The organism is Pantoea sp., assembly GCF_028283705.1.
Classification (GTDB): Bacteria; Pseudomonadota; Gammaproteobacteria; order Enterobacterales; family Enterobacteriaceae; genus Pantoea.
In genome coordinates, this window is sequence record NZ_JAPWKD010000005.1 from 50,018 (window position 1) to 69,910 (window position 19,893).

The window sequence follows — 19,893 nt, forward strand, 5'->3', positions numbered from 1 at the left end:
CTTTGGTACTAAGCTTTACTTAGAGTAAAGCTCGACGATCAGGTGTTCGTTAATGTCCGCAGACAGATCAGTACGCTCAGGAATACGCTTGAACACACCTTCCATCTTAGTCGCATCAACTTCCAGCCAGGTTGGCTTTTCACGCTGCTCAGCCAGCTCCAGAGCGGCCTTCACGCGAGATTGCTTTTTGGCTTTCTCACGGATGCTTACGACATCATTCGGAGATACCTGATAAGAAGCGATGTTAACAACGCGGCCGTTCACCAGGATAGATTTGTGGCTCACCAGCTGACGTGCTTCTGCACGAGTGGCACCAAAACCCATACGGTAAACTACGTTATCCAGACGACCTTCCAGCAGAGCTAACAGGTTTTCACCGGTGTTGCCTTTCAGACGCGCTGCTTCTTTATAGTAGTTACGGAACTGACGCTCCAGCACGCCGTAGATACGACGAACTTTTTGCTTTTCACGTAACTGACCGCCGTAATCAGACAGACGCGGTTTACGCGCACCATGCTGACCAGGGGCTTGTTCAATTTTGCACTTGGAATCGATCGCGCGAACACCAGACTTAAGGAATAAGTCAGTGCCCTCACGACGGCTCAGCTTGAGCTTAGGACCCAAATATCTTGCCATTTTCTTTCTCCAACTATCCTAAAAACGAGGCGTTATACGCGACGTTTTTTCGGCGGACGACAACCGTTGTGAGGGATCGGAGTCACATCAGTAATGTTAGTGATGCGGAAACCAGCGGCGTTCAGAGCACGAATAGTAGATTCGCGACCCGGACCCGGACCCTTAACCATAACTTCCAGGTTCTTAATACCGTAATCTTTCACGGCTTCTGCACAGCGCTCTGCAGCGACCTGAGCAGCAAACGGAGTAGATTTACGTGAACCGCGGAAACCGGAACCACCGGCGGTTGCCCAACCCAGTGCGTTACCCTGACGATCAGTAATGGTAACGATGGTGTTGTTAAAAGAAGCATGGACGTGAGCCACGCCATCTGAGACTTGCTTTCTTACACGTTTACGTGCACGAACTGGTGCCTTTGCCATTATTTACTCACCCCGATTATTTCTTGATCGGTTTACGCGGACCCTTACGGGTACGTGCGTTGGTCTTGGTACGCTGACCGCGTACTGGCAGACCACGACGATGGCGCAAACCACGGTAGCAACCAAGGTCCATCAGACGCTTGATGCTCAGGGTGATTTCACGGCGCAGATCACCTTCTACAACGAATTTAGCAACTGCATCACGCAGCTGATCAATTTGTTCTTCAGACAGCTCACTGATCTTAACATTTTCAGCGATGCCCGTTTCAGCACAGAATGGCTTTAGAACGGGTTTTGCCGATACCGAAAATCGAAGTTAATGCGATAACGGTATGTTTTTGATCAGGAATGTTAATGCCTGCTATACGGGCCACTATGCACTCCTATAATTAAATAAATGCGAACCATGCTGAAAAGCCCGTTTTCAGGATACTCAAATGGAAACGCATCGACATACAAAAGATTGGCTGGCTAATCTAGCCAGCTCAACCCGACTTTGCAAGAAAAATATGTGAGAAAATCAGCCCTGGCGCTGTTTATGCTTAGGCTCGGCGCTGCAAATCACACGTACGACGCCGTCGCGACGGATGATTTTGCAGTTACGACATAATTTCTTGACGGAAGCACGAACTTTCATTTTTACTCTCCGTAACTTCTCAAGCGCCTGAATTAACGGCCATAGCCTTTCAGGTTAGCTTTCTTCAATGCAGACTCGTACTGACTCGACATCATCAGAGTTTGCACTTGAGCCATAAAGTCCATGATGACAACCACTACGATGAGCAGTGAAGTACCGCCAAAGTAGAAGGGAACCTTCATGGCATCACGCATGAACTCCGGGATCAGGCAGATAAAAGTAATATACAGTGCGCCGATTAAGGTCAGACGTGTCATTACTTTATCGATGTACTTCGCCGTTTGCTCTCCCGGACGAATTCCCGGTACGAATGCACCAGACTTCTTCAGGTTATCTGCTGTTTCACGCGGGTTGAAAACCAACGCCGTGTAGAAGAAACAGAAGAAGATGATTGCAGTCGCATAGAGTAGCACATAAAGCGGCTGTCCTGGCTGCAAATACAGCGAAATTGTTGTCAGCCAGTTCCAACCGGTACCGCCCCCGAACCAGGATGCTATCGTCGCCGGGAACAGGATAATGCTGGAAGCGAAGATTGCCGGGATAACCCCTGCCATATTCACTTTCAACGGTAAATGTGTGCTCTGTGCAGCATAAACTCGACGACCTTGCTGACGCTTAGCGTAGTTCACCACAATTCGGCGTTGACCACGTTCTACGAAAACAACGAAGAAGGTCACTGCAAATACGAGAACTGCAACCAACAGCAACAGAAGGAAGTGCAGGTCGCCTTGCCGCGCTTGCTCGATGGTATGGCCAATGGCCGGCGGGAGACCCGCAACAATACCAGCAAAGATAATGATCGAGATACCGTTACCGATACCACGCTCAGTAATCTGTTCGCCCAGCCACATCAGGAACATTGTTCCGGTAACCAGACTTACAACAGCGGTAAAGTAGAACGCAAAGCCTGGATTAATTACCAGACCCTGCATTCCAGGCATATTCGGCAGACCGGTAGCAATACCGATCGACTGGAATACGGCCAAAACCAGCGTGCCATAACGGGTATACTGGCTAATCTTACGACGGCCAGCCTCCCCTTCTTTCTTAATCTCCGCTAACGCCGGATGAACCACCGTCAGCAACTGGATAATAATAGAGGCCGAAATATACGGCATAATACCCAGTGCAAAGATTGAGGCACGACTGAGAGCACCACCAGAGAACATGTTGAACATTTCAATGATGGTGCCACGCTGTTGCTCAAGCAGTTTGGCAAGTACAGTGGCATCGATACCGGGGATTGGAATAAAAGAGCCAATACGGAAGACAATCAGTGCACCGATAACAAACAACAGTCTGCGCTTCAGTTCACCAAAGCCACCTTTGGCACTTTGAAAATCTAATCCCGGTTGCTTTGCCATCTGCTACTTATTCCTCGATTTTACCGCCAGCAGCTTCGATTGCAGCACGAGCACCTTTGGTGACACGCAGACCGCGAACCGTTACCGGTGTAGAAACTTCACCAGACAGAATCACTTTCGCAAATTCAATCTGAACACCGACAATGTTTGCTGCTTTCAGCGTGTTCAGGTCAACGATACCGCCTTCAACTTTCGCCAGGTCAGACAGACGAACTTCTGCAGTGACCATTGCTTTGCGAGAGGTGAAACCGAATTTCGGCAGACGACGGTACAGAGGCATCTGACCACCCTCGAAACCGCGACGTACGCCACCGCCAGAACGAGACTTCTGACCTTTGTGACCACGACCACCGGTTTTACCGAGGCCAGAACCGATACCACGACCCAAACGCTTAGAAGCGTGTTTAGACCCTTCGGCCGGAGACAGAGTGTTTAAACGCATCTCTTACTCCTCCACTTTCAGCATGTAGGAAATCGCGTTGATCATACCGCGTACAGCCGGCGTGTCTTCACGCTCTACGGTGTGACCAATACGACGCAGACCCAGGCCAACCAGAGTGGCTTTGTGCTTAGGCAGGCGGCCGATTGAGCTACGGGTTTGTGTAATTTTAATAGTCTTCGCCATGGTGATTACCCCAGAATTTCTTCAACGGATTTACCACGCTTGGCAGCGACCATTTCCGGAGACTTCATATTGCCCAGGCCGTCGATAGTTGCACGAACCACGTTGATCGGGTTAGTGGAACCATAGGCTTTAGCCAGAACGTTATGAACTCCAGCGACTTCCAGAACGGCGCGCATTGCACCACCGGCGATGATACCGGTACCTTCAGAAGCCGGCTGCATGAACACACGAGAACCCGTGTGCGCACCTTTAACCGGGTGCTGCAGGGTGCCGTGAGTCAGCGCGACGTTAATCATATTGCGACGGGCTTTTTCCATCGCTTTCTGGATCGCTGCTGGAACTTCGCGCGCTTTACCGTAACCAAAACCGACGCGACCGTTACCATCACCTACCACAGTCAGAGCTGTGAAGGAGAAAATACGACCACCTTTAACAGTTTTAGAAACACGGTTTACCGCGATCAGTTTTTCCTGCAGTTCGCCAGCTTGTTTCTCGATGTGTGCCATCTTAGACCTCTACCTTAGAACTGAAGGCCAGCTTCACGAGCAGCATCTGCTAGTGCCTGGACGCGACCATGATATTGGAAACCGGAACGGTCGAAAGAAACATCTTTGATGCCTTTTTCGATTGCGCGCTCAGCCAGAGCTTTACCTACAGCTGCAGCGGCGTCTTTGTTACCGGTATACTTCAGTTGTTCAGCGATAGCTTTTTCTACAGTAGAAGCAGCAACCAGAACTTCGGAACCGTTCGGGGCGATCACCTGTGCGTAAATATGACGCGGGGTACGATGTACCACCAGGCGAGTAGCACCCAGCTCTTTGAGCTTGCGACGTGCACGGGTCGCACGACGGATACGAGCAGATTTCTTATCCATAGTGTTACCTTACTTCTTCTTAGCCTCTTTGGTACGCACGACTTCGTCGGCGTAACGAACACCCTTGCCTTTGTAAGGCTCAGGACGACGGTAGGCGCGCAGATCAGCTGCAACCTGACCAATCAGCTGCTTATCAGCGCCTTTCAGCACGATTTCAGTCTGAGTTGGGCATTCGGCAGTGATGCCAGCCGGCAGTGCATGGTCAACAGGGTGAGAGAAGCCCAGGGCCAGACTCACAGAGTTGCCTTTTACAGCTGCACGATAACCAACACCGACCAATTGCAGCTTCTTGGTGAAGCCTTCGGTAACACCAATAACCATGCCGTTCAGCAGCGCACGGGCAGTACCTGCCTGTGCCCAACCATCCGCATAACCTTCGCGCGGAGCGAAAGTCAGGGTGTTGTCTGCTTGTTTAACTTCAACAGCTTGGTTGATAGTACGAGTCAGCTCGCCGTTTTTACCTTTGATCGAAACTTCCTGACCGTTGAGTTTTACCTCTACGCCGGCAGGAACAACGACAGGTGCTTTTGCAACACGAGACATGTTTTCCTCCGATTACGCTACGTAGCAGATAATTTCGCCACCAAGACCAGCCTGGCGCGCTGCACGATCAGTCATAACACCTTTAGATGTAGAAATTACAGCGATGCCCAGACCAGCCATTACTTTTGGCAGCTCATCTTTTTTCTTATAGATGCGCAGACCTGGACGGCTAACACGCTGAATGTTTTCTACAACAGCTTTACCCTGGAAATACTTAAGAGTCAGTTCCAGTTCCGGCTTGATGTCGCCTTCGATTTTAAAATCTTGAATATAGCCTTCTTCCTTCAGCACGTTGGCAATCGCCACTTTCAGCTTGGAGGAAGGCATAGAGACCGCAACTTTGTTCGCGGCCTGACCGTTACGGATACGGGTCAGCATATCCGCGATCGGATCTTGCATGCTCATCTGTGTTACTCCCGTGATTCAAATGGTGACAATTACCAGCTTGCCTTTTTCAGACCCGGGATTTCACCGCGCATTGCGGCTTCACGGACCTTGATACGGCTCAACCCAAACTTCCGCAGGAAACCGTGCGGACGACCTGTTTGACGGCAGCGGTTACGCTGACGTGAAGGGCTGGAATCACGCGGCAGACTCTGCAGCTTGAGAACGGCATCCCAACGATCTTCGTCAGAAGCGTTCACATCAGAAATGATCGCTTTCAGTTCAGCGCGTTTTGCGAAGAACTTGTCTGCTAATTTCACACGCTTAACTTCGCGTGCTTTCATAGATTGCTTAGCCATGAAGTAACCCTACCTTACTTGCGGAACGGGAAGTCAAAGGCAGCCAGCAGAGCACGGCCTTCATCATCAGATTTCGCAGTAGTGGTAATGGTAATATCCAAACCACGAACGCGATCGACTTTGTCGTAGTCGATTTCTGGGAAGATGATCTGCTCACGAACGCCCATGCTGTAGTTACCACGACCGTCGAAAGACTTCGCGGACAAGCCACGGAAGTCACGGATACGCGGTACAGCAATAGTGATCAGGCGCTCAAAGAACTCCCACATGCGCTCGCCGCGCAGAGTTACTTTACAGCCGATCGGATAGCCCTGACGGATTTTGAAGCCTGCAACTGATTTGCGTGCTTTGGTGATCAGCGGTTTTTGACCGGAGATTGCTGCCAGGTCAGCTGCTGCGTTATCCAGCAGTTTCTTGTCAGCGATCGCTTCACCAACACCCATGTTCAGGGTGATCTTCTCGACCCGAGGGACTTGCATGACAGAATTGTAGCCGAACTCAGTCATGAGTTTCTGGACTACTTCGTCTTTGTAGTAATCATGCAGTTTCGCCATCGTACTACTCCAAATTACTTGATAGTTTCGCTATTAGACTTGAAGAAACGGACTTTTTTGCCTTCTTCGAATCTAAAGCCTACACGGTCAGCCTTGCCGGTTGCCGCATTGAAGATTGCAACGTTAGAAACCTGAATAGCAGCTTCTTTTTCAACGATGCCACCCGGTTGGTTCAGAGCCGGAACCGGCTTTGAGTGTTTCTTAACCAGGTTGATACCTTCAACGATGACCTTACCAGAAGTCAGGACATTCTTTACTTTACCGCGTTTACCTTTATCTTTACCGGTCAACACGATAACTTCGTCGTTACGACGGATTTTCGCTGCCATTGTTCGCTCCTTAGAGTACTTCTGGTGCCAGAGAGATAATTTTCATGAACTTTTCAGTACGAAGTTCACGAGTTACCGGCCCAAAAATACGCGTTCCGATAGGCTGCTCTGAGTTATTGTTTAAAATAACGCAAGAGTTGCCATCGAAGCGAATGACAGAACCGTCCGGGCGACGAACACCCTTCTTGGTGCGCACCACTACCGCCTTCAGGACATCACCTTTTTTCACCTTACCACGCGGAATTGCTTCCTTGATGGTAACTTTGATGATATCGCCGACGCCTGCGTAGCGACGGTGCGAGCCACCCAGAACCTTGATACACATTACGCGACGTGCACCGGAGTTGTCGGCGACGTTCAGCATAGTCTGTTCTTGGATCATTTTAGTGCTCCGCTAATGTCAACTACTACTTCGGGACCCAAACCTCAGGTCGTTAAAAAGCCCCATAATTGAGGGCGCGGCATTATAACACCGGTTCTCGCAAATGGGTAGAAAAAATGAACGGCTCGCGAGAGCCGTTCATCTTATTTTTTAGAGGAAGTGGATTCTATTACAGAACCGCTTTCTCTACAACGCGAACAAGTGTCCAGGACTTAGTCTTGGACAGCGGACGGCATTCGCGGATTTCAACCACGTCACCGATACCGCATTCATTGTTTTCGTCGTGGATGTGCAGCTTAGTCGTACGTTTAATGAATTTACCGTAGATCGGGTGCTTCACGAAACGCTCGATAGCAACAACTGCAGATTTCTGCATTTTGTCACTAACAACACGACCTTGCAGAGTACGGATTTTATCGGTCATTACGAACCCGCCTTCTCAGTCAGTAAAGTCTTAACGCGTGCAACATCACGGCGCACATTCTTCAGCAGATGGGTCTGCTGCAGTTGGCCGGATGCTGCTTGCATGCGCAGGTTAAACTGCTCACGCAGCAGGTTAAGCAGCTCAGCGTTCAGCTCTTCAACGCTTTTTTCACGCAGCTCAGTTGCTTTCATTACATCACCGTCTTAGTTACAAAGGTGGTTTTGATAGGCAGTTTTGCTGCTGCCAGCTTGAATGCTTCACGGGCCAGCTCTTCCGGTACGCCGTCCATTTCATACAGGACTTTACCAGGCTGGATCAGGGCAACCCAATACTCCACGTTACCCTTACCTTTACCCATACGCACTTCCAGCGGCTTCTCGGTGATCGGTTTGTCCGGGAATACACGGATCCAGATCTTACCTTGACGCTTAACTGCACGGGTCATAGCACGACGTGCTGCTTCGATCTGACGTGCAGTCAGACGACCACGGCCAACAGCTTTCAGACCGAAAGTACCGAAGCTAACATCCGTACCCTGCGCCAGACCGCGGTTACGGCCTTTGTGCACTTTACGGAATTTCGTACGCTTTGGTTGTAACATCAGCGACTCTCCTTACTTACGGCCTTTACGCTGCTGCTTTTTAGGTTGAGCAGCCGGTTCCGGTTGTTCAACAGCAGCCATACCACCCAGGATCTCACCTTTGAAGATCCATACCTTAACGCCGATTACACCATAAGTGGTGTGCGCTTCAGAGGTGTTGTAGTCAATGTCAGCACGCAGAGTGTGCAACGGTACGCGACCCTCGCGGTACCATTCGGTACGTGCGATTTCCGCGCCGCCCAGACGGCCGCTAACTTCAACTTTGATACCCTTCGCGCCCAGACGCATGGCGTTCTGTACTGCACGCTTCATAGCACGACGGAACATCACACGACGCTCCAGCTGTGAAGTGATGCTGTCAGCTACCAGTTTTGCGTCCAGTTCCGGTTTACGGACTTCAGCGATGTTGATCTGTGCAGGAACGCCAGCGATATTCGCGACGACCGTACGCAGTTTTTCTACGTCTTCACCTTTCTTACCGATAACGATACCCGGGCGAGCAGTGTGAATGGTCACACGGATGCTCTTAGCCGGACGCTCGATAACGATGCGAGATACAGACGCTTTTGCCAGTTCTTTAGTCAGGAACTGACGTACTTTAAAATCGCTGTCCAGGTTGTCAGCGAATTCTTTGGTGTTCGCAAACCAGGTAGAGTTCCATGGTTTTACAATACCCAGGCGAATACCATTAGGATGTACTTTCTGACCCATTGCTAGTCTCCAGAGTCTCAGCGATCGGACACAACCACAGTAATGTGGCTGGTGCGCTTCAGGATGCGATCTGCACGACCTTTTGCACGCGGCATAATGCGCTTCATGCTTGGGCCTTCGTCTACGAAAATTTTCGCAACTTTCAGATCGTCGATATCAGCGCCATCGTTGTGTTCGGCGTTAGCAATGGCAGATTCCAGGACTTTCTTAACCAGTACAGCCGCTTTCTTGTTGGTGTAAGTCAGAATATCCAGAGCCTGCGACACTTTCTTACCGCGAATCAGGTCAGCAACGAGGCGAACCTTCTGAGCAGAAGAACGAGCATGGCGATGTTGAGCAATAGTTTCCATCTCTTCCTCCTACTTATTTCTTCTTGGCTTTCTTATCTGCAGCATGGCCGCGATAAGTACGTGTCGGTGCAAATTCACCCAGTTTGTGGCCGACCATTTCGTCGGAAACAAAGACAGGAACGTGCTGACGACCATTATGGACAGCGATGGTCAAACCGATCATGTTAGGGAAGATCGTTGAACGACGGGACCAGGTGCGCAGGGGCTTCTTGTCTCCGCTTTCCACCGCTTTCTCTACCTTCTTCAGCAAGTGCAGGTCAATAAAAGGACCTTTCTTGAGAGAACGTGGCATGGCTTATCCTCTAAAATTATTTGCTACGGCGACGTACGATAAATTTATCAGTACGCTTGTTGCTACGGGTCTTCTTACCTTTGGTCTGAATGCCCCACGGCGTTACCGGGTGCTTACCAAAGTTACGACCTTCACCACCACCGTGCGGGTGATCGACTGGGTTCATCGCAGTACCGCGAACGGTAGGACGAACACCACGCCAACGGGTTGCACCGGCTTTACCCAGAACGCGCAGCATGTGCTCAGCGTTACCGACTTCGCCCAGAGTTGCGCGGCAGTCAGCTTCGACTTTACGCATTTCACCTGAACGCAGACGCAGGGTAACGTAGGAACCTTCACGCGCAACGATCTGCACGTAAGTACCAGCAGAGCGAGCAATCTGACCGCCTTTGCCTGGTTTCATTTCTACGTTGTGCACGGTAGAACCAACTGGGATGTTACGCATCGGCAGGGTGTTACCTGCTTTGATCGCAGCATCAACGCCAGACTGAACCTGGTCGCCAGCTTTCAGGCCTTTAGGGGCCAGGATGTAACGGCGTTCGCCATCTTTGTACAGAACCAGTGCGATGTTCGCAGAACGGTTCGGATCGTACTCAAGACGCTCAACAACTGCCGGGATACCATCTTTGTTGCGTTTGAAGTCAACAATACGGTAAGCCTGCTTATGACCACCACCGATATGACGGGTAGTGATACGACCATTGTTGTTACGACCACCGGATTTGCTGTTTTTTTCTACCAGCGGAGCAAATGGTTTGCCCTTGTGCAGCTCAGGGTTCACCACTTTAACTACGTGGCGACGACCCGGAGATGTCGGTTTACATTTAACAACTGCCATTGTCTTTCTCCTCCGACTTACTCAGCGCCGCCGACGAAGTCCAGATTCTGGCCTTCTTTCAGGGTGACGTAAGCTTTTTTCCAGTCGCTACGACGACCGATACGCTGTCCGTGACGCTTAACTTTGCCCTTAACAACCAGGGTGTTTACGTCTTTAACTTCTACTTCGAACAGTTTCTCAACAGCAGCAACGATCTCTGCTTTGGTCGCGTCTTTAGCAACTTTGAGAACGATGGTATTGGTTTTTTCCATCGCGGTAGATGCTTTTTCAGATACGTGCGGCGCGCGCAGTACTTTCAGCAGACGTTCTTCACGGATCATGCCAGCATCTCCTCAACTTGCTTAACTGCTTCAGCAGTCATAACGACTTTGTCGAAGGCGATCAGGCTAACTGGGTCGATACCCGCTGCATCACGCACGTCAACCTTGTACAGGTTACGCGCAGCCAGGAACAGATTCTCATCCAGTTCACCGGTGATGATCAGCACGTCTTCCAGCGCCATGTCTTTCAGTTTCTGTGCCAGCAGCTTGGTTTTAGGTGCTTCAACAGAGAACGACTCGACAACGATCAGACGGTCCTGACGTACCAGCTCGGACAGGATGCTTTTCAGCGCGCCGCGGTACATCTTTTTGTTAACTTTTTGACTGTGGTCCTGCGGACGTGCAGCGAAGGTCACGCCACCTGAACGCCAGATCGGGCTCTTGATAGAACCTGAACGCGCACGGCCGGTACCTTTCTGGCGCCACGGCTTTTTGCCTGAACCAGTTACTTCGGCACGAGTTTTCTGCGCGCGAGTACCCTGACGAGCACCTGCAGCGTAGGCAACAACAACCTGGTGAACCAGCGCTTCGTTGAAATCACGACCGAAGGTAGTTTCGGAAACAGTCAGCGCGCTCTGCGCGTCTTTCAATACTAATTCCATTGCTATCCCCTTACGCCTTCACAGCCGGTTTAACGATCAGGTCGCTACCGGTCGCACCCGGAACTGCACCTTTCACCAGCAGCAGGTTGCGCTCAGCGTCAACACGTACCACTTCCAGGCTCTGAACGGTTACGCGCTCATTACCCAGCTGACCAGCCATTTTCTTGCCTTTGAACACTTTGCCCGGAGTCTGGTTCTGACCGATAGAACCCGGTACGCGGTGAGACAAGGAGTTACCGTGTGTCGCGTCCTGGGTACGGAAGTTCCAGCGCTTAACGGTACCTGCGAAACCTTTACCTTTAGAGGTACCGGTTACGTCTACTTTTTTAACTTCAGCGAAGATTTCAACACTGATGCTCTGGCCTACTGAGTATTCTTCACCTTCGGTGCGGAATTCCCACAGACCACGGCCAGCTTCAACGCCAGCTTTAGCAAAATGACCTGCTTCCGGTTTGGTCACACGGTTAGCTTTTTTAGCACCGGTGGTAACCTGGATCGCCTGGTAACCATCATTCTCCAGACCTTTGACCTGGGTAACGCGGTTTGCTTCAACTTCGATTACGGTGACGGGGATAGAAACGCCATCTTCAGTGAAGATGCGAGTCATGCCCACTTTTTTACCGACTAAACCAATCATTGTTTCAACCTCTCAATCGCTCGATGACCTGATTAACCCAGGCTGATCTGCACGTCTACACCGGCAGCCAGATCCAGACGCATCAGAGCATCAACGGTTTTTTCAGTTGGCTCAACGATGTCTACCAGACGCTTGTGAGTGCGGATTTCGTACTGATCACGCGCATCTTTGTTAACGTGCGGAGAGATCAGAACTGTGAAGCGCTCTTTGCGAGTCGGCAGCGGGATCGGACCACGTACCTGCGCACCAGTGCGCTTGGCAGTCTCAACGATTTCCGCGGTTGATTGATCGATCAGGCGATGATCAAACGCTTTAAGACGGATACGGATTCTTTGGTTCTGCATGAGACCAGAGCTCCAAACATTTTATAAACGAAAAAAATTACTACCCGCACCCATTACGATTGATGGGGGAGTGTAATCGTTCAGCATATAACTCCCCAATTGGGAGTATTGTCAGGCGACCTAACTTACAGCCACCTGCGATTCTGCTCGAATCGCGCCAGCCAATATTGGCAGGCCCGCGCATTATACGCAAATTTGTACAGGAAGCAAGCCGTGATGCGTTTTTAACCAGAACAGGCAATGGTGCGATAAAGAAAAACCCGCAACGATCACAGATCGCTGCGGGCTCGATTATCCAGGGAAAGCAATCAGCTTAGCTGTCGCCCTCCTCTTTGATTTGTGCCTGCAGGTAATTCTGAATCCCGATTTTATTAATCAGTTCCAGCTCGGTCTCCAGGTAGTCAATATGGTGTTCTTCATCCGCCAGGATTTCGATCATCATATCGCGGCTGACGTAATCGTGAACTTTATCCGCATAGGCAATCGCTTCGCGCAGGTCCTTCGCACCTTCCAGTTCCAGTGCCAGGTCAGATTGCAGCATTTCCGGTACATCTTCACCAATGCGCAACCGCCCCAGATCCTGCAGATTAGGAATCCCTTCAAGAAACAGAATGCGTTCAATGTACTTGTCCGCATGCTTCATTTCATCAATGGATTCGTGGTATTCAACATCGTTGAGGCGTATCAGACCCCAGTTTTTGAACATGCGCGCATGAAGAAAGTACTGATTGATTGCAACCAGCTCATTCCCCAGCAATTTGTTGAGATGATTTATGATTTTAGTGTCGCCCTTCATTTCGCTTCCTCCGCTTCCAGTTAATTAGAGCGTAGATGCGGATAAAAAGAAGTCAAAAAAACGCGACAGTTTTTGTGGTTATTACCCAGGCAGGCCAGGTATCAGGCAATTTCTTTGTACAGCGGCACCTGCTGCAATTCATCATCCATAATCTCACGCGCGGCGCGAATGCATTTACCGCACTGTTTTCCAATAGGAACCAGCTGGCGCAAATGCTGAATAGATTTGGGCTGATAGCGGCGAACCACCTCACGGAGGGTTTTATCACTCACGGCATTACACAGACAGACGTACATTCACTACGGACTCCAGTACAATTTCTGATCAAAGTGTAAATGAGAATGGTTTTTATTTCAAACCTGGATTTTGTGTGGGATTAGCATCAATCTGAGAGGAATTTTCAGCATAAAAAAAGAGCACCGAAGTGCTCTTTTTCAATTGCTCAGATGGCTACCGAAGCGGCCATCTGTGTTAACACAATTAAGCGATAACTTTAGCAACAACGCCCGCACCAACGGTACGGCCGCCTTCGCGGATTGCGAAGCGCAGACCTTCGTCCATCGCGATCGGGTGAATCAGGGTAACAACCATTTTGATGTTGTCGCCCGGCATTACCATCTCTACGCCTTCCGGCAGTTCTACTGAACCGGTTACGTCAGTTGTACGGAAGTAGAACTGAGGACGGTAGCCTTTGAAGAACGGAGTATGACGGCCGCCTTCGTCTTTAGACAGTACGTACACTTCTGATTCGAACTGAGTGTGCGGCTTGATGGTACCCGGCTTAGCCAGTACCTGACCACGCTGGATGTCTTCACGCTTGATACCGCGCAGCAGAACACCACAGTTTTCACCAGCCTGACCCTGATCCAGCAGTTTGCGGAACATTTCAACGCCAGTACAGGTTGATTTTGCAGTCGCTTTGATACCAACGATTTCAACTTCGTCGCCGACTTTCACGATACCGCGCTCAACACGACCGGTAACAACGGTACCACGGCCAGAGATTGAGAATACGTCTTCGATCGGCAGCAGGAACGGCAGGTCGATGGCACGAACCGGATCCGGGATGTAAGTATCCAGGTGACCAGCCAGCTCAACGATTTTCGCTTCCCACTCTGCTTCGCCTTCCAGCGCTTTCAGAGCTGAACCACGAACGATCGGAGTGTCGTCGCCCGGGAAGTCGTACTGTGACAGCAGGTCACGAACTTCCATCTCAACCAGTTCCAGCAGCTCTTCGTCATCAACCATGTCACACTTGTTCAGGAACACGATGATGTAAGGAACGCCAACCTGACGACCCAGCAGGATGTGCTCACGGGTCTGCGGCATCGGGCCGTCAGTCGCAGCAACAACCAGGATTGCGCCATCCATCTGAGCAGCACCGGTGATCATGTTTTTCACGTAGTCGGCGTGGCCCGGGCAGTCAACGTGCGCGTAGTGGCGAGTCGGGGTTTCATACTCAACGTGTGAAGTGTTGATGGTGATACCACGAGCCTTCTCTTCCGGCGCGTTGTCGATCTGGTCAAATGCACGAGCCTGGCCGCCGTAGGTTTTAGCCAGAACGGTGGTGATCGCAGCAGTCAGAGTGGTTTTACCGTGGTCAACGTGACCGATGGTGCCCACGTTTACGTGCAGTTTGTTACGTTGAAATTGCTCTTTCGCCATGGCGATAATCCTTACTGTTATGCCTCTATCAAGGATAGAGGCATCTGTTCACAATTTTTAAACCGTAGCCTTATTTGCCACGAGCTTCAATAACGGCCTGAGCGACGTTGTTCGGCGCATCATCGTACTTCAGGAACTCCATGGAGTAAGAAGCACGGCCTTTGGTCAGAGAACGCAGTTGGGTTGCGTATCCGAACATTTCAGACAGCGGAACCTCAGCGTGAATCTCAACACCAGTAGCGTTAGATTCCTGCCCTTTAAGCATACCACGACGTCTGCTCAGGTCACCGATAACGTCACCGGTGTGCTCTTCCGGAGTCTCTACTTCAACCTTCATGATCGGCTCAAGCAGAACAGGTTTCGCTTGCTTAAAGCCTTGTTTGAAGGCGATAGAAGCAGCCAGTTTAAATGCCAGCTCTGAGGAGTCGACATCATGGTAAGAACCGAAGTGCAGACGCACACCCAGGTCTACTACCGGATAACCAGCCAGCGGACCAGATTTCAGCTGCTCCTGGATGCCTTTATCAACGGCAGGGATGTATTCACCAGGAATCACACCACCTTTAATGTCGTTGATGAATTCGTAACCTTTCGGGTTCGAACCAGGCTCCAGCGGGTACATGTCGATCACAACATGACCATACTGACCACGACCACCAGACTGTTTCGCGTGTTTACCTTCAACATCGGTAACTTTCGCGCGGATCGCTTCACGGTAAGCAACCTGAGGTTTACCTACGTTCGCTTCAACGTTGAATTCACGCTTCATACGGTCAACGATGATGTCGAGGTGCAGCTCACCCATACCAGCGATGATGGTCTGGTTAGACTCTTCGTCAGTCCATACGCGGAATGACGGGTCTTCTTTCGCCAGACGACCCAGAGCCAGACCCATTTTTTCCTGGTCAGCTTTGGTTTTCGGCTCAACAGCGATAGAGATTACCGGCTCAGGGAACTCCATACGCTCCAGAATGATCACGTTGTTCGGATCACACAGGGTGTCACCGGTGATAACGTCTTTCAGACCGATAGCAGCGGCGATGTCACCTGCACGAACTTCGCTGATCTCTTCACGTTTGTTGGCGTGCATCTGAACGATACGACCAAAACGCTCACGTGCAGATTTCACTGAGTTCAGTACGGTGTCACCGGAGTTAACCACACCAGAGTACACGCGGAAGAACGTCAGGTTACCAACGAACGGGTCAGTTGCGATTTTGAACGCCAGAGCAGAGAACGGCTCGTCATCACTTGCGTGACGCTCAGCCGGGGTGTCTTTGCCATCATCCAGCATGCCGTTGATTGCAGGTACGTCGGTCGGAGCCGGCAGGTACTCAACAACTGCATCCAGCATCGCCTGAACACCTTTGTTCTTAAATGCAGAACCACAGGTAACCAGGATGATTTCGTTATTCAGAACGCGCTTACGCAGAGCAGATTTGATCTCTTCTTCAGACAGCTCTTCGCCACCAAAGAATTTCTCCATCAGCTCGTCAGAAGCTTCAGCAGCAGACTCGATCAGTTTCTGGCGCCATTCTTCAGCCAGTTCCTGCATGTTAGCCGGGATATCTTCGTAAACGAAGGTAACGCCCTGATCTTCATCGTTCCAGTTGATGGCTTTCATTTTGATCAGGTCAACAACACCGGTGAAGTGTTCTTCTGCGCCGATAGCCAGCTGCAGAGGTACCGGAGTCGCGCCCAGACGGCTTTCAATCTGGCCTACAACTTTCAGGAAGTTTGCACCCATGCGGTCCATTTTGTTAACGAACGCAATGCGTGGAACTTTATATTTGTTAGCCTGACGCCATACGGTTTCAGACTGCGGCTGCACGCCACCTACTGCACAGTAAACCATTACTGCGCCGTCGAGCACACGCATGGAACGTTCTACTTCGATGGTGAAGTCAACGTGTCCCGGGGTGTCGATGATGTTGATGCGGTGCGGCTCAAACTGCTTAGCCATACCAGACCAGAATGCGGTAGTCGCTGCAGAGGTGATAGTAATACCACGCTCCTGCTCCTGGGCCATCCAGTCCATGGTCGCTGCGCCATCATGCACTTCACCGATTTTGTGGTTAACACCGGTGTAGAACAGGATACGTTCGGTAGTAGTAGTTTTACCGGCGTCAATGTGTGCGCTGATACCGATGTTACGGTAGCGCGCAATGGGTGTTGTACGAGCCATTTGATTCCTCTGATTCTCGGACGTTCAAAGTTAGTCGACCCCAGCGGGTTGGCTGTTCGAGCGCCCGCTGGTTTAACAACAACTACGTGGTCATTACCAGCGGTAGTGTGCGAACGCCTTGTTGGCTTCTGCCATACGGTGAACGTCTTCACGTTTCTTAACTGCAGTACCTTTGTTTTCTGCAGCGTCAGAAAGTTCGTTCGCCAGGCGCAGAGCCATAGATTTATCACCGCGTTTACGAGCAGCATCTACGATCCAACGCATTGCCAGAGCATTACGACGGACCGGACGGACTTCAACTGGAACCTGATAAGTTGAACCACCAACACGGCGAGACTTAACTTCTACAGTCGGGCGCACGTTTTCGAGGGCAACATCAAAAGCTTCCAGGGCGTTTTTACCAGAACGTTGAGCCAGGGTCTCAAGAGCGGTATAAACGATTGATTCTGCAGTTGATTTTTTACCATCAACCATCAGGATATTTACAAATTTAGCCAGCAGCTCTGATCCGAACTTAGGATCCGGCAGAATTTTACGCTGACCAATGACGCGACGACGTGGCATGGAAATACTCCGTTGTTAATTCAGGATTGTCCAAAACTCTACGAGTTTAGTTTGACATTTAAGTTAAAACGTTTGGCCTTACTTAACGGAGAACCATTAAGCCTTTGGCTTCTTCACGCCATACTTGGAGCGAGCCTGCTTACGGTCTTTAACACCTGAGCAGTCCAGCGCGCCACGAACGGTGTGGTAACGCACACCTGGCAGGTCTTTAACACGACCGCCACGGATCAGGATCACGGAGTGCTCCTGCAGGTTGTGACCTTCACCACCGATGTAGGAAGTCACTTCGAAACCGTTGGTCAGACGCACACGGCATACTTTACGCAGCGCTGAGTTAGGTTTTTTCGGGGTAGTGGTGTACACACGAGTACAAACACCACGTTTTTGCGGGCAAGCTTCCAGCGCCGGCACGTTGCTCTTTGCAACTTTGCGGACGCGTGGTTTGCGAACCAGCTGGTTAACTGTTGCCATTAAATAGCTCCTGGATTTGCTTTAGCTTTTGCTTCGTAAACACGTAATAAATCGCCTCGCATTACTACGAGGAGGCAGAATTTTAGGGCTGTGTCAAAAGGGTGTCAAGAAATAACCAGGTTAAAGCGTGTTACCAGGCTATTTGCTGTTGGTGCTTCGCCGTTAAAGCAACGAATTCAGTATAGTCCACACAGGATAGACTGGTCGAAATTTGCGCAACCAGGCCGCGTGCCACCACATCTTCCCGCAGTACCCACACCGTGGCCGGGGAATTAAGCAGCTTTTTAAGCATGGTACTGCCTGACAAAGCTGCCGTGACGCCATCCTGAAGCAGCAACAGATCGTCTTCCTTCTGCAGCAGTAGCAGTAAGGTGTCGATATCGCATTGCCAGGGGGAATGCATGAGCGTGTACAGCATGATGAAGTCTCAGAAACGAATGATACGGTGATAAGTCGCCAGTTTCTGGCGCAGGGTTGGCGTATCCAGCACCGTTGCTGCCATCACACGCGGTGACGTCGCATGCAGCCCACGCGCCAGCAGTGACTCTTCGCAGACAAAGCACTGATCGATATCGTAGAGCGCCAGCACGCCAAAAGTGGCGATATAGTTGCGCGCCAGAATTGTCTCAGGTTGCTGATGGCAATTCAGTTGCAGCACTCCATCGCCAATAAAAAACAACGCAATGTTCTCACTCAGCGCTGCCGTGGCCAGCACCGCATCCAGCCCTTCTCTGCCAGCACTGCTGCCATGGGGCGATTGGGTAAAGAGAAAAGCGACAGAATTCATCAGAATTGCACCAGACGGTCACAGGTTAGCACGGCTTCCGCCAATGCCCCCAGCCCACTTAAAACAAAGCCAGCTTGCAGGTTGCTGCCCGCCAGCTGCAATCGTGCCGCTTCCTGAGCGTCAGTGACGCCACGCCGCAACGCCGCCGCCACACAGATATTCAACGCCACGCCATGCGCCTGATGTAACTGCTGCCACTCACGTACCAGATCCACTTCATCGCTGGCCGGAGCAGTAAGCTGATTCGCGTTGAGTACACCTTCACGATAGAAAAACACGCTTTCCAGCTGATGCCCGCCCTGTAGCAACGCCCGGGCAAACAGCAACGCGCTGCTTGCATGTTGTGTGCCATAAGCCGGACCGGTTACCAGCAAGGTATAGCGCATTAACGATCCTGGCCCTGAAAGTCACCACTCTTGAACTGGCGAATATAGAGATACACCGTGTGCTTAGAAATATTGAGGCGATCGGCAACCTGGTTAATCGCATCTTTAATATCGAAAATCCCCTTTTCATACAGATTGAGGACCACCTGACGATTCTTGGCGTTGTTCGACACGTTGCGATCGGCGCTCACTTCTTCAATGGTGAACTCCAGCGTCTGCGTCACCAGGTCTTCAACCGAACTGGCAAAGTTCACATTGGAATCGACCTGCTGCATCTCTGGCGGCATAAAAGTCGACATAATCTGCGAGAACGGCACATCGAGGTTCATATTGATACACAGCAGGCCAATCACCCGCTGCTGGCGATTGCGAATCGCAATCGTGACCGACTTCATCAGCACACCACTTTTGGCGCGGGTGAAGTAAGCTTTTGAGACATTGCTGTCTGCACCGTGCATATCGTGCAGCATGCGCAGTGCCAGGTCGGTTATCGGCGATCCGACTTTACGTCCGGTGTGCTCGCCATTCGCGATGCGCACCGCAGAGCATTTTAAATCTTCCAGCGAATGCAGCACGATTTCACAGTGCGAGCCAATCAGCATCGCCAGGCCATCGACCACGGCCTCGTAAGATTTCAGAATATCGTAGTCTGCTTGCTCAAACGGACGTTGCTCCAGTAAATCGAAGTCAGTCAGTTCACCGGGATTGAATGGATTAGACATCGAAGACATCACCCTAAATGGCTGGAGCCTGTCACGGCAGCTCTGGGCAGACTCATTTTTTGATAGTAGTAGTTGTGCAGGCGTTAGTC

At 50.8% G+C, this 19,893-nt stretch carries 35 protein-coding genes and 1 pseudogene; all 36 read right to left on the minus strand.

All coding sequences use genetic code 11. The features are described 5' to 3' along the window. Positions 1-15: 15 nt before the first annotated feature. The 36 genes and pseudogenes from rpsD to PW844_RS03765 all read right to left on the minus strand — a co-directional run bounded on the left by rpsD (position 16) and on the right by PW844_RS03765 (position 19,804). A complete protein-coding gene (rpsD, locus tag PW844_RS03590) occupies positions 16-636 on the minus strand; it encodes a 30S ribosomal protein S4 (protein ID WP_013510754.1) in 621 nt (206 codons plus the stop codon). A gap of 32 nt (positions 637-668) precedes the next feature. Further along, on the minus strand, positions 669-1,058 hold the full coding sequence (gene rpsK, locus PW844_RS03595) for a 30S ribosomal protein S11 (RefSeq protein ID WP_004160563.1): 390 nt from the start codon (positions 1,056-1,058) through the stop codon (positions 669-671). 16 nt (positions 1,059-1,074) lie between these two features. Beyond that, a pseudogene (gene rpsM / locus PW844_RS03600) lies at positions 1,075-1,432 on the minus strand (30S ribosomal protein S13). A gap of 146 nt (positions 1,433-1,578) precedes the next feature. Next, entirely contained in the window at positions 1,579-1,695 is a 117-nt protein-coding gene (gene rpmJ, locus PW844_RS03605; RefSeq protein ID WP_004160566.1) for a 50S ribosomal protein L36, read from the minus strand. A gap of 32 nt (positions 1,696-1,727) precedes the next feature. Then, entirely contained in the window at positions 1,728-3,059 is a 1,332-nt protein-coding gene (gene secY, locus PW844_RS03610) for a preprotein translocase subunit SecY (RefSeq protein ID WP_013510756.1), read from the minus strand. Between the two features lie 7 nt (positions 3,060-3,066). Then, complete coding sequence (gene rplO, locus PW844_RS03615) at positions 3,067-3,501, minus strand: 50S ribosomal protein L15 (protein WP_299447422.1); 435 nt, start codon at positions 3,499-3,501, stop codon at positions 3,067-3,069. Between the two features lie 3 nt (positions 3,502-3,504). After that, entirely contained in the window at positions 3,505-3,684 is a 180-nt protein-coding gene (gene rpmD, locus PW844_RS03620; protein ID WP_013510758.1) for a 50S ribosomal protein L30, read from the minus strand. Positions 3,685-3,689: 5 nt separating this feature from the next. Further along, on the minus strand, positions 3,690-4,190 hold the full coding sequence (gene rpsE / locus PW844_RS03625; protein ID WP_013510759.1) for a 30S ribosomal protein S5: 501 nt from the start codon (positions 4,188-4,190) through the stop codon (positions 3,690-3,692). 14 nt (positions 4,191-4,204) lie between these two features. Next, positions 4,205-4,558 carry a 50S ribosomal protein L18 gene (gene rplR / locus PW844_RS03630; RefSeq protein ID WP_013510760.1) on the minus strand — a complete coding sequence of 118 codons (354 nt, stop codon included), beginning with the start codon at positions 4,556-4,558 and terminating at the stop codon, positions 4,205-4,207. 9 nt (positions 4,559-4,567) lie between these two features. Then, the gene (gene rplF / locus PW844_RS03635; protein ID WP_084877321.1) at positions 4,568-5,101 is read right to left on the minus strand and encodes a 50S ribosomal protein L6; all 534 of its coding nucleotides are present in this window, start codon (positions 5,099-5,101) and stop codon (positions 4,568-4,570) included. Positions 5,102-5,113: 12 nt separating this feature from the next. Next, positions 5,114-5,506, minus strand: a complete 393-nt coding sequence (gene rpsH, locus PW844_RS03640; protein ID WP_013510762.1) for a 30S ribosomal protein S8 — start codon at positions 5,504-5,506, stop codon at positions 5,114-5,116. A 32-nt stretch (positions 5,507-5,538) separates the two neighbouring features. Then, entirely contained in the window at positions 5,539-5,844 is a 306-nt protein-coding gene (gene rpsN, locus PW844_RS03645; protein WP_006120592.1) for a 30S ribosomal protein S14, read from the minus strand. A gap of 14 nt (positions 5,845-5,858) precedes the next feature. Then, positions 5,859-6,398 (minus strand): 50S ribosomal protein L5, encoded by a 540-nt coding sequence (gene rplE / locus PW844_RS03650; RefSeq protein WP_013510763.1) that lies wholly within the window; start codon positions 6,396-6,398, stop codon positions 5,859-5,861. Between the two features lie 14 nt (positions 6,399-6,412). Next, positions 6,413-6,727 (minus strand): 50S ribosomal protein L24, encoded by a 315-nt coding sequence (rplX, locus tag PW844_RS03655; protein WP_084877324.1) that lies wholly within the window; start codon positions 6,725-6,727, stop codon positions 6,413-6,415. 10 nt (positions 6,728-6,737) lie between these two features. Next, positions 6,738-7,109, minus strand: coding sequence for a 50S ribosomal protein L14 (rplN, locus tag PW844_RS03660; RefSeq protein ID WP_013510765.1), 372 nt, complete (start codon positions 7,107-7,109; stop codon positions 6,738-6,740). Positions 7,110-7,278: 169 nt separating this feature from the next. Further along, positions 7,279-7,533, minus strand: coding sequence for a 30S ribosomal protein S17 (gene rpsQ / locus PW844_RS03665; RefSeq protein WP_013510766.1), 255 nt, complete (start codon positions 7,531-7,533; stop codon positions 7,279-7,281). Beyond that, positions 7,533-7,724, minus strand: coding sequence for a 50S ribosomal protein L29 (rpmC, locus tag PW844_RS03670; protein WP_013510767.1), 192 nt, complete (start codon positions 7,722-7,724; stop codon positions 7,533-7,535). The genes rpsQ and rpmC overlap by 1 nt, the downstream gene beginning before the upstream one ends. Next, a complete protein-coding gene (gene rplP / locus PW844_RS03675) occupies positions 7,724-8,134 on the minus strand; it encodes a 50S ribosomal protein L16 (RefSeq protein WP_002438716.1) in 411 nt (136 codons plus the stop codon). Before rplP ends, rpmC begins: the two co-directional genes overlap by 1 nt. A 12-nt stretch (positions 8,135-8,146) precedes the next feature. Continuing rightward, a complete protein-coding gene (rpsC, locus tag PW844_RS03680; protein WP_009087585.1) occupies positions 8,147-8,845 on the minus strand; it encodes a 30S ribosomal protein S3 in 699 nt (232 codons plus the stop codon). Positions 8,846-8,862: 17 nt separating this feature from the next. Further along, positions 8,863-9,195: a 50S ribosomal protein L22 gene (gene rplV / locus PW844_RS03685; protein WP_007891659.1), complete on the minus strand. Its 333-nt coding sequence runs from the start codon at positions 9,193-9,195 to the stop codon at positions 8,863-8,865. Between the two features lie 13 nt (positions 9,196-9,208). Next, a complete protein-coding gene (gene rpsS / locus PW844_RS03690; protein ID WP_001138115.1) occupies positions 9,209-9,487 on the minus strand; it encodes a 30S ribosomal protein S19 in 279 nt (92 codons plus the stop codon). A gap of 16 nt (positions 9,488-9,503) precedes the next feature. Next, positions 9,504-10,325: a 50S ribosomal protein L2 gene (gene rplB / locus PW844_RS03695; RefSeq protein WP_084877326.1), complete on the minus strand. Its 822-nt coding sequence runs from the start codon at positions 10,323-10,325 to the stop codon at positions 9,504-9,506. A 17-nt stretch (positions 10,326-10,342) separates the two neighbouring features. Further along, complete coding sequence (gene rplW, locus PW844_RS03700; protein WP_010618574.1) at positions 10,343-10,645, minus strand: 50S ribosomal protein L23; 303 nt, start codon at positions 10,643-10,645, stop codon at positions 10,343-10,345. Beyond that, positions 10,642-11,247, minus strand: coding sequence for a 50S ribosomal protein L4 (gene rplD / locus PW844_RS03705; protein WP_013510769.1), 606 nt, complete (start codon positions 11,245-11,247; stop codon positions 10,642-10,644). Before rplD ends, rplW begins: the two co-directional genes overlap by 4 nt. Positions 11,248-11,257: 10 nt before the next feature. Then, positions 11,258-11,884: a 50S ribosomal protein L3 gene (rplC, locus tag PW844_RS03710; protein ID WP_084877329.1), complete on the minus strand. Its 627-nt coding sequence runs from the start codon at positions 11,882-11,884 to the stop codon at positions 11,258-11,260. Positions 11,885-11,916: 32 nt separating this feature from the next. Next, on the minus strand, positions 11,917-12,228 hold the full coding sequence (rpsJ, locus tag PW844_RS03715; protein ID WP_001181005.1) for a 30S ribosomal protein S10: 312 nt from the start codon (positions 12,226-12,228) through the stop codon (positions 11,917-11,919). Between the two features lie 313 nt (positions 12,229-12,541). Next, the gene (gene bfr, locus PW844_RS03720) at positions 12,542-13,024 is read right to left on the minus strand and encodes a bacterioferritin (protein WP_299447511.1); all 483 of its coding nucleotides are present in this window, start codon (positions 13,022-13,024) and stop codon (positions 12,542-12,544) included. A 101-nt stretch (positions 13,025-13,125) separates the two neighbouring features. Next, a complete protein-coding gene (bfd, locus tag PW844_RS03725) occupies positions 13,126-13,320 on the minus strand; it encodes a bacterioferritin-associated ferredoxin (RefSeq protein ID WP_013510772.1) in 195 nt (64 codons plus the stop codon). Between the two features lie 184 nt (positions 13,321-13,504). Next, positions 13,505-14,689, minus strand: coding sequence for an elongation factor Tu (tuf, locus tag PW844_RS03730; RefSeq protein ID WP_084877335.1), 1,185 nt, complete (start codon positions 14,687-14,689; stop codon positions 13,505-13,507). Between the two features lie 70 nt (positions 14,690-14,759). Then, positions 14,760-16,874 (minus strand): elongation factor G, encoded by a 2,115-nt coding sequence (fusA, locus tag PW844_RS03735; protein WP_084877346.1) that lies wholly within the window; start codon positions 16,872-16,874, stop codon positions 14,760-14,762. Between the two features lie 93 nt (positions 16,875-16,967). Further along, positions 16,968-17,438, minus strand: a complete 471-nt coding sequence (gene rpsG, locus PW844_RS03740; RefSeq protein ID WP_084877349.1) for a 30S ribosomal protein S7 — start codon at positions 17,436-17,438, stop codon at positions 16,968-16,970. A 96-nt stretch (positions 17,439-17,534) separates the two neighbouring features. Continuing rightward, complete coding sequence (rpsL, locus tag PW844_RS03745) at positions 17,535-17,909, minus strand: 30S ribosomal protein S12 (RefSeq protein ID WP_003852912.1); 375 nt, start codon at positions 17,907-17,909, stop codon at positions 17,535-17,537. Between the two features lie 130 nt (positions 17,910-18,039). Further along, a complete protein-coding gene (tusB, locus tag PW844_RS03750; RefSeq protein ID WP_299447532.1) occupies positions 18,040-18,327 on the minus strand; it encodes a sulfurtransferase complex subunit TusB in 288 nt (95 codons plus the stop codon). Positions 18,328-18,336: 9 nt separating this feature from the next. Continuing rightward, positions 18,337-18,696 carry a sulfurtransferase complex subunit TusC gene (gene tusC / locus PW844_RS03755; protein WP_299447535.1) on the minus strand — a complete coding sequence of 120 codons (360 nt, stop codon included), beginning with the start codon at positions 18,694-18,696 and terminating at the stop codon, positions 18,337-18,339. After that, on the minus strand, positions 18,696-19,082 hold the full coding sequence (gene tusD / locus PW844_RS03760; protein WP_299447538.1) for a sulfurtransferase complex subunit TusD: 387 nt from the start codon (positions 19,080-19,082) through the stop codon (positions 18,696-18,698). The genes tusC and tusD overlap by 1 nt, the downstream gene beginning before the upstream one ends. Next, positions 19,082-19,804: a transcriptional regulator gene (locus PW844_RS03765; RefSeq protein ID WP_084877361.1), complete on the minus strand. Its 723-nt coding sequence runs from the start codon at positions 19,802-19,804 to the stop codon at positions 19,082-19,084. The genes tusD and PW844_RS03765 overlap by 1 nt, the downstream gene beginning before the upstream one ends. Positions 19,805-19,893: the final 89 nt, after the last annotated feature.